The organism is Pseudomonas sp. WS 5503 (genome assembly GCF_012985385.1).
Lineage (GTDB): Bacteria > Pseudomonadota > Gammaproteobacteria > Pseudomonadales > Pseudomonadaceae > Aquipseudomonas > Aquipseudomonas paracarnis.
Map to the genome: position 1 here is coordinate 471262 of NZ_JAAQWI010000003.1, position 14410 is coordinate 485671.

Annotated in this window: 10 protein-coding genes; 9 read left to right on the forward strand and 1 reads right to left on the reverse strand. The window is 61.8% G+C overall.

From position 1 onward, the window contains the following. Positions 1–66: 66 nt before the first annotated feature. From dnaB to HBO10_RS11225, 9 genes are all read left to right on the forward strand, one after another. Positions 67–1464 (forward strand): replicative DNA helicase, encoded by a 1398-nt coding sequence (gene dnaB, locus HBO10_RS11185; RefSeq protein WP_003188079.1) that lies wholly within the window; start codon positions 67–69, stop codon positions 1462–1464. A 113-nt stretch (positions 1465–1577) separates the two neighbouring features. Further along, complete coding sequence (locus tag HBO10_RS11190; protein WP_034125867.1) at positions 1578–3881, forward strand: YgiQ family radical SAM protein; 2304 nt, start codon at positions 1578–1580, stop codon at positions 3879–3881. Between the two features lie 202 nt (positions 3882–4083). Beyond that, on the forward strand, positions 4084–5016 hold the full coding sequence (locus tag HBO10_RS11195; RefSeq protein ID WP_014716676.1) for a hypothetical protein: 933 nt from the start codon (positions 4084–4086) through the stop codon (positions 5014–5016). Then, positions 5013–5462 (forward strand): hypothetical protein, encoded by a 450-nt coding sequence (locus HBO10_RS11200; RefSeq protein ID WP_034125656.1) that lies wholly within the window; start codon positions 5013–5015, stop codon positions 5460–5462. The genes HBO10_RS11195 and HBO10_RS11200 overlap by 4 nt, the downstream gene beginning before the upstream one ends. A gap of 166 nt (positions 5463–5628) precedes the next feature. Continuing rightward, a complete protein-coding gene (locus HBO10_RS11205) occupies positions 5629–6549 on the forward strand; it encodes a hypothetical protein (RefSeq protein ID WP_034125657.1) in 921 nt (306 codons plus the stop codon). After that, positions 6546–6995 (forward strand): hypothetical protein, encoded by a 450-nt coding sequence (locus tag HBO10_RS11210; protein ID WP_034125658.1) that lies wholly within the window; start codon positions 6546–6548, stop codon positions 6993–6995. Before HBO10_RS11205 ends, HBO10_RS11210 begins: the two co-directional genes overlap by 4 nt. Before the next feature lie 187 nt (positions 6996–7182). Continuing rightward, the gene (locus HBO10_RS11215; RefSeq protein WP_034125659.1) at positions 7183–10473 is read left to right on the forward strand and encodes a transglutaminase family protein; all 3291 of its coding nucleotides are present in this window, start codon (positions 7183–7185) and stop codon (positions 10471–10473) included. Between the two features lie 193 nt (positions 10474–10666). After that, positions 10667–13153, forward strand: a complete 2487-nt coding sequence (locus HBO10_RS11220) for a circularly permuted type 2 ATP-grasp protein (protein ID WP_034125660.1) — start codon at positions 10667–10669, stop codon at positions 13151–13153. Beyond that, the gene (locus HBO10_RS11225) at positions 13153–14043 is read left to right on the forward strand and encodes a transglutaminase family protein (protein ID WP_034125661.1); all 891 of its coding nucleotides are present in this window, start codon (positions 13153–13155) and stop codon (positions 14041–14043) included. The genes HBO10_RS11220 and HBO10_RS11225 overlap by 1 nt, the downstream gene beginning before the upstream one ends. 131 nt (positions 14044–14174) lie before the next feature. On the opposite strand, the gene HBO10_RS11235 is transcribed toward HBO10_RS11225, so the two are convergent. After that, positions 14175–14357 (reverse strand): hypothetical protein, encoded by a 183-nt coding sequence (locus HBO10_RS11235; protein ID WP_034125662.1) that lies wholly within the window; start codon positions 14355–14357, stop codon positions 14175–14177. Between the last annotated feature and the right edge of the window lie 53 nt (positions 14358–14410).

Consider the following 14410-nt stretch of genomic DNA (forward strand, 5'->3'; position numbering starts at 1 on the left):
TCGGGCACGATCCTGTTTACAGGTCGTGCCTTTTGTTTTTCTACACACCCCAAATTCCAAGTGGCCATGAACGAAATCTCTGCTCCTGAGCAATACGATCTGCAAACCGCTGCCCTGAAGGTGCCGCCGCATTCCATCGAGGCCGAACAGGCCGTGCTCGGTGGCTTGATGCTGGACAACAACGCCTGGGAACGCGTGCTGGATCAAGTCTCGGACGGTGACTTCTATCGTCATGACCACCGCCTGATCTTCCGCGCCATCGCCAAGCTGGCCGACCAGAACTCACCGATCGACGTGGTAACCCTGGCCGAGCAGTTGGACAAGGAAGGCCAGACCTCCCAAGTGGGTGGTCTGGGCTACCTCGGTGAGCTGGCAAAAAACACGCCGTCCGTCGCCAACATCAAGGCCTATGCCCAGATCGTCCGCGAGCGCGCCACGTTGCGCCAGTTGATCGGCATCAGCACCGAAATCGCCGACAGCGCCTTCAACCCCGAAGGCCGCACCGCTGCCGAGATCCTTGACGAAGCCGAGCGCCAGATCTTCCAGATCGCCGAGGCCCGTCCGAAAACCGGCGGCCCGGTCAGCGTCAACGACCTGCTGACCAAAGCCATCGACCGCATCGACACCCTGTTCAACACCGATGCCGCGATTACCGGTATTTCCACCGGTTACACCGACCTCGACGAAAAGACCAGCGGCCTGCAGCCGTCCGACTTGATCATCGTCGCCGGTCGTCCGTCCATGGGTAAGACCACCTTCGCGATGAACCTGGTGGAAAACGCCGTGTTACGCAGCGACAAGGCGGTGCTGGTGTACTCCCTCGAGATGCCAGGCGAATCGTTGATCATGCGTATGCTCTCGTCGCTTGGCCGTATCGACCAGACCAAGGTGCGTTCCGGCCAGCTTGAAGACGACGACTGGCCGCGCCTGACCTCCGCGGTCAACCTGCTCAACGACCGCAAGCTGTTCATCGATGACACTGCCGGTATCAGCCCGTCCGAAATGCGCGCGCGTACCCGGCGCCTGGTGCGTGAGCATGGCGACATCGCCCTGATCATGATCGACTACCTGCAGTTGATGCAGATCCCCGGTTCCAGTGGCGACAACCGTACCAACGAGATTTCTGAAATCTCTCGTTCCTTGAAGGCCCTGGCCAAGGAATTCAACTGCCCGGTGGTGGCGTTGTCCCAGCTCAACCGTTCCCTGGAACAACGTCCCAACAAGCGTCCGGTGAACTCCGACTTGCGGGAATCCGGAGCGATCGAGCAGGACGCCGACGTGATCATGTTCGTGTACCGCGACGAGGTGTACCACCCCGAGACGGAACACAAGGGCATTGCCGAAATCATCATCGGCAAGCAGCGGAACGGCCCGATCGGGTTTATCCGGTTGGCGTTCATCGGCAAGTACACGCGTTTCGAGAACCTGGCGCCGGGTAGCTACAACTTCGACGACGACGAGTAGTTTCAAGCGCCTGCGATGGGGCCACCACAATTCCGACTACTACCGTCGGAATTGGTCAAAATTTGTGCTATATTCCGCGCCCGCGATTTTTCATCTTCACACCGGTCACCGTCATGCAAACAGCCAAGCCGTTATTTGACTATCCCAAGTACTGGGCCGAATGTTTCGGTCCTGCGCCATTCCTGCCGATGAGCAGGGAGGAGATGGATCAGCTTGGCTGGGATTCGTGCGACATCATCATCGTCACCGGTGATGCCTATGTTGACCACCCATCGTTCGGCATGGCGATCATCGGCCGGCTGCTGGAGTCCCAGGGCTTTCGCGTCGGGATCATCGCGCAACCGAACTGGCAGTCCAAAGACGACTTCATGAAGCTCGGCGAGCCGAACCTGTTCTTCGGCGTCGCGGCCGGCAACATGGACTCGATGATCAACCGCTACACCGCGGACAAGAAAATCCGCTCCGACGACGCCTATACCCCTGGCGGCATGGCCGGCAAACGTCCCGACCGTGCAAGCCTGGTGTACAGCCAGCGTTGCAAGGAAGCCTACAAGAACGTGCCGATCGTGCTTGGCGGCATCGAAGCTTCCCTGCGTCGTATCGCCCACTACGACTACTGGCAGGACCGCGTGCGCAACTCGATCCTGATCGACGCCACCGCCGATATCCTGCTGTACGGCAACGCCGAGCGGGCCATCGTCGAAGTTGCCCAGCGTTTGTCGTGGGGCCACAAGATCGAAGACATCACCGATGTGCGCGGTACCGCGTTCATCCGCCGTGATACGCCGGCCGGTTGGTACGAAGTGGATTCCACGCGCATCGACCGTCCGGGCAAGATCGACAAGATCATCAACCCGTACGTCAACACCCAGGACACCCAGGCCTGCGCCATCGAGCAGGAAAAGGGGCCGGTGGATGATCCGGAAGAAGCCAAGGTTGTGCAGATCCTGGCCAGCCCGCGCATGACCCGTGACAAGACCGTGATCCGCCTGCCATCGGTGGAAAAAGTCCGCGGCGACGCGGTGCTCTATGCCCACGCCAACCGCGTGTTGCACCTGGAAACCAACCCAGGCAACGCTCGCGCCCTGGTGCAGAAGCACGGTGAAGTGGACGTATGGTTCAACCCGCCGCCCATTCCCATGACTACCGAAGAAATGGACTACGTGTTCGGCATGCCGTACGCCCGCGTACCGCACCCGGCGTATGGCAAGGAGAAGATCCCGGCCTACGACATGATCCGTTTCTCGGTGAATATCATGCGTGGCTGCTTCGGCGGCTGCACCTTCTGCTCGATCACCGAGCACGAAGGCCGCATCATCCAGAACCGTTCCGAAGAGTCGATCATTCGCGAGATCGAAGAGATCCGCGACAAAGTGCCGGGCTTCACCGGCGTGATCTCCGACCTCGGCGGCCCGACGGCGAACATGTACCGCATCGCCTGCAAAAGCCCGGAAATCGAATCCGCGTGCCGCAAGCCGTCGTGCGTGTTCCCTGGCATCTGCCCTAACCTGAACACCGACCACTCGTCGTTGATCCAGCTGTACCGCAGCGCCCGTGCGTTGCCGGGTGTGAAGAAGATCCTGATCGCTTCCGGCCTGCGCTACGACCTGGCCGTCGAGTCGCCGGAATACGTCAAAGAGCTGGTCACCCACCACGTCGGTGGTTACCTCAAGATCGCCCCGGAACACACCGAGGAAGGTCCGCTCAACCAGATGATGAAGCCGGGCATTGGCAGCTATGACAAGTTCAAGCGCATGTTCGAGAAGTACACCAAGGAAGCGGGCAAGGAGCAGTACCTGATCCCGTACTTCATCGCCGCCCACCCGGGTACCACCGATGAAGACATGATGAACCTGGCCCTGTGGCTCAAGGGCAACGGCTTCCGTGCCGACCAGGTGCAGGCGTTCTACCCGTCGCCGATGGCCACCGCCACCGCGATGTACCACTCGGGCAAAAACCCGTTGCGCAAGGTCACCTACAAGAGCGACGCGGTGACCATCGTCAAGAGCGAGGAGCAGCGCCGCCTGCACAAGGCGTTCCTGCGTTACCACGACCCGAAGGGCTGGCCGATGCTGCGTGAAGCATTGACCCGCATGGGCCGTGCCGACCTGATCGGGTCGGGCAAGGACCAGTTGATCCCGCTGCACCAGCCGTCCACCGACAGCTACCAGAGCGCCCGGCGCAAGAACTCGACGCCGGCCGGCAGCCATAAGGTCGCCAAGGAAACCACCACCAGGATCCTCACCCAGCACACCGGCCTGCCACCCCGTGGCAGCGACGGCAGCAACCCGTGGGACAAGCGCGAGCAAGCCAAGGCTGCGGCCCAGGCGCGCAATAAGCAGGCGGCCAAAGAGCGCAGCGATGCGGCCAAGGGCAAGGGCGGCAAGCCTACGCGCAAGCCGGTTGTACCGCGGTGATCGACGCCTGAAATGCAAAACGCCAGCCTCGTGCTGGCGTTTTGCTTTCTGGTCGGTGGTGAGTCTGTTTGGTAAGGTGGCGCCCATTAGATTGCTATCGCAGGCAAGCCAGCTCCCACAGGAGAATGTATTTCAAGCGTGGGAGCTGGCTTGCCTGCGATGAGGCCGGTCTGGGCACTCTCGATTTCAAGGAAGAACACTTATGGGCAACCCCTTGCTCAACATCGGCATGGACTCCAACCGCTCCCAATTCATGGCGCGCCAGCGCATTGAGAGCCAGATCAACCTGCCGCGGCTGTTCGCCGTCATTGACGCCGACCCCAGCATCGTCGGCGCTGGCGTGGTGTACATCGACGCCGACTTCAACGTGATCACCCTGCGCGAATTCAAACCCATCTGCAGCATCAAACCCAAGCGCGTCATTTTGCGCGAGGCGCAGAAGTACATCTCGCCGGCGCAGTTTGTCGAGCAGGTGAAGACCGACCCCCGTGAAGGGCGCCTCCAGAAGGAGGCCTTTGACATGGGGCTTTCCTGTGGGGCGGCGGTGATCGGCTGGATCGTGGTGTTCAGTGGCAGCGTCGCCGTACCGTTCACCGCCGGTGCCAGTGCTTTTGTGGTGGGTATCGGTGTCACGGCGGCGCTGGCCAGCAGCGCTCAGTGCGGGTTTGGCGTGGCCCGGACCTATAACGAGATCCTTGACCCAGATGCCAACGACCGCATGGACGACGCCCAGTGGTATGGCGCGGTGTCACCGATTCTCGATGCCGCGTCGTTGGTCGGGATCGGAACGGGAGCCTTCACCACATTAAGGCTGCTCAAGGCCAAAAAAGCCGCTGCGTTGGGCAAGAGCTGGTATGAATTGCTCAAGGGCTTGAATCGCCAGGAGCGCAAGAAGTTGACCCAGGAATTGCTCAGTCTCAAAGACCCAAGCCTGACCCCCAAGTTGCTCAAGTTGCAGCAGCGCGCCGGCACGTTGCCCAAGCGCTACAGCTCCACGGAAATTCGTCATGCCACGCTCACCCAGCTCAAGGACGCCTTGGGCGGCATGTTGGGTATCTGGGGCAGCTATCGAACCGGTCACGTCGGCTCGGCGTCGACGCTTGCCATTGGCCTGTATGAGGAACTGACGGAATGAAGGGGTTTCCCGATAGGCGCAGTTTCCTTGCGCGTTATTTTCCGGTGTTCATGGGCACCATCTTCATGGCGATTTTCTCTGGTTCGGTGGCTGTCTCCACGGCGGGCGTAACCTATTTGCGCGGGGTTGAACCGGCGCTCAAGGCCAACTACTCCGGGGCTGCAATACTGGTGCTGGTAGCGGTACTGGTGTTTGGTAATGTGATGATTGCACGCGGGTACCCCTGGGCGACCCGGCTGGTGGCGGGCTATCTGGTGTGTTGCCTGCTGTTCGTTTTGCCGATGATTCAATACGGCCTCAATACCCTGGTGTACGGTTCGGCGGTGCTGTTTCCGCTGCTGGGTTTGCTGCTGCTCAACAGCAAGCGCCATCGTGAAATGCGTCAGCGATTACTCGAAATACGTCACCTGCGTCGGGCGGCGATTGCGCAACGCAAGACCCGTTGATTAGATAGGTTTATTGGCGGTAGGTGGCCTGTTTGTTAGGGGGGCGCTCATCAGATTGCTATCGCAGGCAAGCCAGCTCCCACAGGGGAATGCATTTCAAGTGTGGGCGCTGGCTTGCCTGCGATGAGGCCGGTCTGGGCACTTTCAATTTCAAGGAAGAACACTTATGGGCAGCTCCTTGTTCAACATCGGCATGGATTCCAACCGCTCTCAATTTATGGCGCGCCAGCGTATCGAGAGCCTGATCAACCTGCCACGGCTGTTCGCCGCCATCGATGCAGACCCCGCCATTGTCGGTGCAGGTGTTGTGTATATCGATGCCGATTTCAACGTTGTCACCCTGCGCGAATTTCAGCCCATCTGCAGCATCGCACCCAAGCGTTTGATCCTGCGTGAGGCGCAGAAGTACATCGCACCAACGCAATTCGCTCAGCAGGTGCAAGACAATCCGCGTGAGTCCCGCTTGGTGGGCGAAGCGGTCAATACCACGCTATCGTGTGCCGGCGCGGTTATCGGTTGGATCGTGGTGCTCAGTGGTTCCGTCGCAGTTCCGTTTTCGGCGGGGGCCAGTTCGGTGGTCGTGGCGCTCGGCTATACGGCCGCGGCAGCCAGTTCTGTGCAGTGCTTTGCCAGCGGCTATCGCACCGTCAATGAGATCCGCAACCCCGCGCGCAATGATCAGCTCGACAGTGAGGAGTGGTACCAATACACCATGATTGCCCTGGATGCGGCGTCGTTGGTTGGGGTGGGTTCATCGGCATTGGCAACGGTCAAGCTGGTGCGGCTGAATAAGGCCTCTACCGGGAAAAGTGTGAGAGAGGTACTCAGGGGCCTGAATCGACAGGAGCGCGCCAAGCTGACCAAAGAGCTGCTGAGCATCAACGACCCACGCTTGACGTCCAAGATGATCAAGTTAAAGCAGTTGTCGGGCGAGTTGCCTAAGCGGTTCACGCCCACCGAGGTCAAGCATGCAACGGTCACGCAGATCAAGGACGCGTTGGGCGCAGCCATCGGTTTTACCGGTAGTGCGGTGTCAGGGAACGTACGCACAATTGCCATAGGTCTGTATGAGGAGGCCGAACAATGAACGAGCTGCCTAGCATTCGCAGTTTTCTGTCGACGTATTTCCCCGTCTTTATGGGGGCGATATTCGTCTGCATTTTCACCCTCGTGTTTGCGGTTCCGGTGTTCTTCGATAGCTATATGCCAAGCCTGTCCATGGCAGATAATGCCAAATACTCCTTCCTGGCGGGTATCGCACTCACGCTAGTCATTGTGCACTGCAATTTCATGATCGCACGCGGGCGTCCCCAATGGATTTGGCCGCTAGTGTTGCTGCTGGGGGTATGCTTTCTGGGTGTATTGCCAACACTCAATGATCAACCGAACGGGGTGGTATATGCCTTGAGCCTGGTGTTTCCATTAATTGGGCTATTGCTGTTCAACAGCAAACGCCACCGTGAAATGCGCCAGAAACTGGTCGAAGTCCGCTGCCTGCGCCAGGCCATGATTGCCCAACACAAACACCACTGATTGGGTAGATTCACCACCTGCCCTCAGCCCGGCGCTACAAATGTGTGCAGCGCCTGCACCATAGCCACAACGTTGGCGCCGTTTTGGTGCTGTACTGCACCGGGCCTGACGTTTTAGTGCAATGACTGCTGCTGTGGCATAAGTCTTGCGCGCGTTGTGCTTATGCCCTGGCTCGCAGGAGGCCGCCGTGTCGATTCATGTCGCGTTGCACCACGTTACGCATTACCGCTACGACCGTGCTGTCGAACTCGGCCCACAGATCGTTCGGCTACGTCCGGCAGCCCATAGCCGTACGCGAATACTGTCCTACGCGCTGAAGGTGTTGCCCGAGCAGCATTTCATCAACTGGCAGCAAGACCCCCAGGGCAATTATCTGGCGCGCCTGGTGTTCCCGGAAAAGACTGACGAGTTGCGCATTGAGGTCGACCTGGTCGCCGAGATGGCGGTGTTCAATCCGTTCGATTTTTTCCTCGAGCCCTACGCCGAAAAAATCCCGTTCAGCTACGCCGCCGATGAGCAGCGCGAGCTGGCGCCGTATCTGGAAACCTTGCCGCTGACGCCAAGGTTGGCTGCGTACCTGGCCGGTATCGACCGCACGCCGCTGCCTGCTGTGGATTTCTTGGTCGGCCTCAACCAGCGCCTGGCCGCCGATATCGGTTACCTGATTCGCATGGAGCCGGGTGTGCAAACCCCGGAATTTACCCTGGAAAACGCGTCCGGCTCCTGCCGCGACTCGGCCTGGTTGTTGGTGCAATTGCTGCGCAACCTCGGGTTGGCGGCGCGATTTGTCTCTGGTTATCTGATTCAACTGACCGCCGACGTCAAAGCCCTCGACGGCCCGTCCGGTACCGAGGTGGACTTCACCGACCTGCACGCCTGGTGCGAAGTGTATCTGCCCGGCGCTGGCTGGATTGGCCTGGATGCCACGTCCGGGTTGTTCGCCGGTGAAGGGCATATCCCCTTGGCCTGCAGCCCCGATCCATCGTCTGCCGCGCCCATCAGTGGGTTGGTTGAGCCGTGCGAATGCGAGTTCACCCATGAGATGTCGGTGGAGCGCATCTGGGAAGCGCCACGGGTGACCAAGCCCTACACCGAAGCACAATGGTTGGCGATCCAGGCCCTGGGCCGGCAGATCGACGGCGACCTGCTCAAGGACGACGTACGCCTGACCATGGGCGGCGAGCCGACCTTCGTCTCTATTGACGACCCAGACGGCGCCGAATGGAACACCGCAGCCCTGGGCCCGGACAAGCGTCGCCTGTCGGCCGAGCTGTTCCAGCGCCTGCGCCAGCACTATGCGCCCAAGGGCCTGGTGCATTTCGGCCAAGGCAAGTGGTACCCCGGCGAGCAACTGCCGCGCTGGTCGCTCAATTGCTACTGGCGCCGCGACGGCGTGCCGATCTGGCACAACAGCGCACTGATCGCCGATGAGCAAGAAGACTACGGCGCCGATGGGGTGATGGCCGGGCGTTTCCTGGCCAGCGTCGCCGAGCGCCTGAAACTGCCGGCGCGCTTTGTGTTCCCGGCGTTCGAGGACAATTTCTACTACCTGTGGCGCGAAGGGGCGCTGCCCCAGAACGTCACCGCTCAGGACCCGCGTCTGAGCGACGACCTGGAGCGTGAACGCCTGCGTAAAGTGTTCAGCCAGGGCCTGGATAAAGTCATCGGCCAGGTGCTGCCGCTGGCACGTACTGCGGCCAATGACCGCTGGCAGAGTGGGCGTTGGTACCTGCGCGACAACCATTGCCGGTTGGTGCCGGGTGATTCGCCGCTGGGTTACCGGCTGCCCTTGGCTTCCCAGCCCTGGGTGACGGCGGCTGAGTATCCGTTCATACACCCCACCGACCCGAACCAGGACCAGCCCGAGCTTCCCACTGCGGCGCAATTGCGCAGCCATGGCGAGCCGGCCCCGGACGACGAGCGTGTGCCCAAGGTCGACGAGTCCGCCGACTGGCTGACCCGTACCGCGCTGTGCGCCGAAGCACGGGAAGGCCGCCTGTACCTGTTTATGCCGCCGCTGGAGCGCATCGAGGATTACCTGGAGCTGGTGACTGCCATTGAGGCCACCGCCGAAGAGCTGCATTGCCCGGTACTGCTGGAGGGCTACGAGCCGCCAGCGGATACGCGCCTGAGCAATTTCCGGGTCACGCCAGATCCCGGTGTCATCGAGGTCAACGTACAGCCGTCCGCCACCTGGGACGAGTTGGTAGAACGCACCGAATTCCTCTACGAAGAGGCTCGGCAAACCCGCCTGACCACCGAGAAGTTCATGATCGATGGGCGCCATACCGGCACCGGTGGCGGTAACCACTTCGTGCTCGGCGGCGCGACGCCCAAGGATTCGCCCTTCCTGCGCCGACCGGACCTGCTGCGCAGCCTGATCAGCTACTGGCATAACCACCCGTCGTTGTCCTATTTGTTCTCCGGCCTGTTTATCGGCCCCACCTCCCAGGCACCCCGGGTGGATGAGGCGCGCAACGATGCGCTGTATGAACTGGAAATCGCCTTCGCGCAGATGCCGGCACCGGGCGAGGACTGCCCGCCATGGTTGGTGGATCGCCTGTTGCGCAACCTGCTGATCGACGTGACGGGTAATACCCATCGCGCCGAATTCTGTATCGACAAACTTTACTCACCCGACGGCGCCACTGGCCGCCTGGGGCTGCTGGAATTGCGCGCCTTTGAAATGCCGCCCCATGCGCGCATGAGCCTGACCCAGCAGTTGTTGCTGCGGGCGCTGGTCGCGCGGTTCTGGCGCGAGCCCTATGCGCCGCCGAAGCTGGCGCGCTGGGGCACTGAACTGCATGACCGTTTCCTGTTGCCGCACTTTATCGAGCAGGACTTTGCCGACGTGATCGTCGAGCTGAACGCGGCCGGCTACCCGCTGCGTGCCGAATGGTTCGCGGCGCATCTGGAGTTTCGTTTCCCCAAGGTGGGCGACTACGCCGTCAGCGGTATCGAACTGGAACTGCGCCAGGCCTTGGAGCCTTGGCATGTGCTGGGCGAGGAGGGCGCAGTGGGTGGCACGGTGCGGTATGTGGATTCGTCCCTGGAGCGCCTGCAAGTGAAGTTGAGCGGGTTGCCACCGCAACGCTACCTGCTGACCTGCAATGGCGTGCCGGTGCCGCTGCAACCAACCGGCCGCGTCGGCGAGTTCGTGGCGGGCGTGCGTTACCGTGCCTGGCAACCGGCCAACTGCTTGCAACCGACCATCCCCGTGCATGCGCCGCTGGTATTTGACCTGCTCGACACCTGGATGCAGCGTTCGTTGGGTGGCTGCCAATACCATGTGGCGCACCCGGGCGGGCGCAATTACGACAGCCTGCCGGTGAACGCCAATGAGGCGGAGAGCCGGCGCATGGCGCGGTTTTTCCGCTTGGGGCATAGCCCGGGCAAGCTGCCAGTGCCGGCTGTAACGGTAAACGATGAGTTGCCAATGACCCTGGATTTGCGGCGCTTCACAAAAAATAAGGAATGAACATGATCCAAGTGTGGGAGGGCTTTTGTGGCGAGGGAGCTTGCTCCCGCTGGGGTGCGAAGCGCCCCCAATAGCAGGCGACTGCTGCGCAGTCGAGCGGGAGCAAGCTCCCTCGCCACAACAAGCCAGCTCCCACATTGGATCGTAGTGAATTTGAGTTAACCTGACTTCCCTTGCCTCTGCCGAGCGTTCCATGTCCGACTTGCTCGACCGTTACCCGCTCACCGCGGGCACCTATCACGAACTGCTGGACGCCAGCGGCGCGGTGCGTGCCCATTGGCGACGCTTGTTCGATCACCTGCAACGCAGCACGCCCGCACAACTGGCCCAGCGCCAGGCGTTGTTGACGCGTCAGATCCAGGAAAACGGCGTCACCTATAACGTCTACGCCGACCCCAAGGGCGCCGACCGCCCCTGGGAACTGGACCTGCTGCCTCATGTGCTGGCGGCCGAGGAGTGGCAGCAACTGTCGGCCGGCATCGCCCAGCGTGCGCGCCTGCTCAATGCGGTGCTGGCCGACCTGTATGGCCCGCAGCGCCTGATCAAGGAAGGCTTGCTGCCGGCCGAACTGGTGTTCGGGCATAACAATTTTCTGTGGCCGTGCCAGGGCATCCAGCCGCCCGACGGTGCGTTCCTGCATCTGTACGCGGTCGACCTGGCGCGCACGCCGGACGGCCGCTGGTGGGTCACCGCCGACCGTACCCAAGCCCCATCGGGCGCCGGCTACGCCCTGGAAAACCGCACCATCGTGTCCCGCGCCTTCCCGGACCTGTACCGGGATATGCAGGTGCAGCACCTCACCGGTTTCTTTCGCACGCTGCAGGAAACCCTGGCGCGTCAGGCCCCTGGCGATGACCAGCCGCCACTGATCGTGCTGCTCACGCCGGGGCGTTTCAACGAAAGCTATTTCGAACACCTGTACCTGGCGCGCCAGCTCGGCTACCCCTTGGTAGAGGGCGGCGACCTCACCGTGCGCGACAGCACCGTGTTCCTGAAAACCCTTAGCGGCCTGCGCCGGGTGCACGCGATCATGCGTCGCCTTGATGATGATTTCTGCGACCCGCTGGAGTTGCGCACCGACTCCGCGCTCGGCGTGCCGGGCCTGCTCGACGCCGTACGCCAAGGCAATGTGCTGGTGGCCAATGCCTTGGGCAGCGGCGTGCTGGAGTCCCCGGGGTTGCTGGGCTTTTTGCCCAAGATCAACGAGTTTTTGTTCGGTGAAGCCTTGATCCTGCCGTCGATTGCCACCTGGTGGTGCGGCGAAGCGCCGGTGCTTGCCGAAGCCTTGGAAAAACTCCCGGAGCTGCTGATCAAGCCGGCATTTCCCTCACAAAGTTTCGCCCCGGTGTTTGGTCGCGAACTTGACGACGAACAGCGCCAGGCCCTGGCTGAACGCATGCGTGCGCGGCCCTATGCCTATGTCGCTCAAGAGCTGGCGCAACTGTCTCAGGCGCCGGTATGGCACACCGTGGATGACCACCTGCAACACCGTGCCATTGGTATGCGTGTCTACGCCGTGGCCAGTGAAGACGGTTATCGGGTACTGCCCGGCGGCCTGACTCGCGTGGCGGCCGACGCCGATGCCGAGGTGGTGTCGATGCAGCGCGGCGGGGCGAGCAAGGACACCTGGGTACTCGGCGAACGTGTGCCGGGTGGCGAGCAGTGGCGCGCCCAACGCACCATTGGCGCCTATGACCTGGTGCGCCGCGATCCCTATCTGCCCTCGCGCGTGGTGGAAAACCTCTTCTGGTTCGGTCGTTACTGCGAGCGCTGCGACGACAGTGCGCGCTGGCTGCGCATTGTGCTGGCGCGGTATGTCGATGGCGACGATCCGCTGGCGTTGCAGGCCGCCGTCGAACTGGGCGAAAGCCTGCGCCTGTTGCCTGAGGAGGGCGAGCTGCCTGAGCGCCTGCTCGCCGCTTTGCTGGGTGATGACTGGCCTTCAAGTCTGCGCGCCAACCTGCAGCGTCTGCAGTGGGCGGCGTCCCAGGTGCGCGGCAAGTTGTCCAGGGAAAACTGGCAGGCCCTGGTGGAGCTGCAACGCGAAGCCATGGAACTGGAAAGCGACACTGCAGACTTTGGCGAGCTGCTCGACTTTCTCAACCGCCTGGTGATGTCCCTGGCGGCACTGTCCGGTTTTGCCCTGGACGACATGACCCGCGATGAAGGCTGGCGCTTCTTGATGATGGGCCGGCGCATCGAGCGTCTGCAATTTCTGAGCAGCAGCCTTGCGGCATTCCTGCGCGGCGTGGCGGTGTTCGATCAGGCCGGGCTGGAATGGTTGCTGGAGCTGGGCAACAGCAGTATCACCTACCGCTCGCGCTACCTGGCGGTGCCGCAGTTGATCCCGGTGCTCGACCTGCTGCTGCTCGACGAGCAGAACCCCCATGCGGTGCTGTTCCAGCTCAAGTTGGTGAGCCGCACCCTGCGCCGTCTCAATGATGATTTTGGCGTGCCCCGTGAAACCGGGCTGGTGCCTTTGGTCGAGTGCCTGGCGCGTTTTGACCTGGGCTGCCTGGAGAACGGCCTGTTTGGCGAAACCAGCGTGCGTGCCGCGCTGGACGGCCTGGCCGACCTGTTGCAAGCGGTGGCCGATGAAAGCGGGCAAGTGTCGGATCGCCTGGCGCTGCGCCATTTTGCCCACGTGGATGATGTCAGCCAGCAAACGGTGTCGGTGTAATGAGCGCGCGCTACCAGATTTTCCACGATACCCATTACCACTATGACAGCCCGGTGTCCCTGGCCCAGCAACTGGCGCACCTCTGGCCAAGGCCGTGCGCCTGGCAGAAGTGCACCTGGCAGCAGTTGGATATCAGCCCGGAACCCACCTCGCGCCGCGACGAACTGGACGTATTCGGCAACCCGATCACTCGCCTGGCGTTCGAACGGCCCCATGATGAATTGCTGGTGAACGCCGGGCTCACCGTGGAAGTGCTGGCGCGACCCGCTCTGGACTTCCAGCGGTCGCCGCCCTGGGACCACACCCGCGACAGCCTGACTTACAGCAGCCAGGCATTGAGCGCCGAACTGATCGAAGCCTGTCGTTATCGCTTCGAGTCGCCCTATGTCCATCTGAAGAAAACTTTCGTCGAGTTCTCCGAAAGCTGCTTCCCGCCCGGCGAGCCTTTACTGCTGGGCACGCAGGTATTGATGGAGAAGATCTTCAGCGAATTTACCTTCGATGCCGAAGCCACCCAGGTCGCCACGCCGCTGGTTGAAGTGCTGGAGCGCCGTCGCGGCGTGTGCCAGGACTTCGCTCACCTGATGCTTGCCTGCCTGCGTTCGCGGGGCCTGGCGGCGCGCTATATCAGCGGCTACCTGCTGACCCAGCCACCGCCCGGCCAGCCACGGCTGATTGGCGCGGATGCGTCCCATGCGTGGGTCTCGGTGTTTTGCCCGGTATCAGGCTGGGTGGATTTTGACCCGACCAACAATGTGCAGCCGGCGCTGGAGCACATCACCCTGGCCTGGGGCCGGGATTTCTCCGATGTGTCGCCGTTGCGTGGGGTGATTCTGGGGGGAGGCAGCCACGACCCGGAGGTGCGGGTGACGGTGATGCCGCTGGAATGAAAAACGATCATTCCCACGCTCTGCGTGGGAATGCCTGCTGTGACGCTCTGCGTCACCCTTGCGCTGGCTTCAAGCCTGGTGCGGGACGCGGAGCGTCCGGGGCTGCATTCCCACGCGGAGCGTGGGAACGATCATTCAGTTGGAGCTTTCGGGGTTTCGGTCTCGTCAGGTGCCGCTTCACCTTCGGCATCCGGGTTCAGCGCGCCGGCTTCTTCCTCAGCAGCGGCTTTCTTGCGTTGCAGCTTTTCCTCTTTCTTCTGTTCCTTGGCCAAGTCTCTCTGACGTTTGGCGAAGGAGTAATTAGGTTTGGCCATGGGCGATCCTCTAGGGTCGAAGGTGAGGGTGGGCGGCGCGCAGCTGCCTCGGG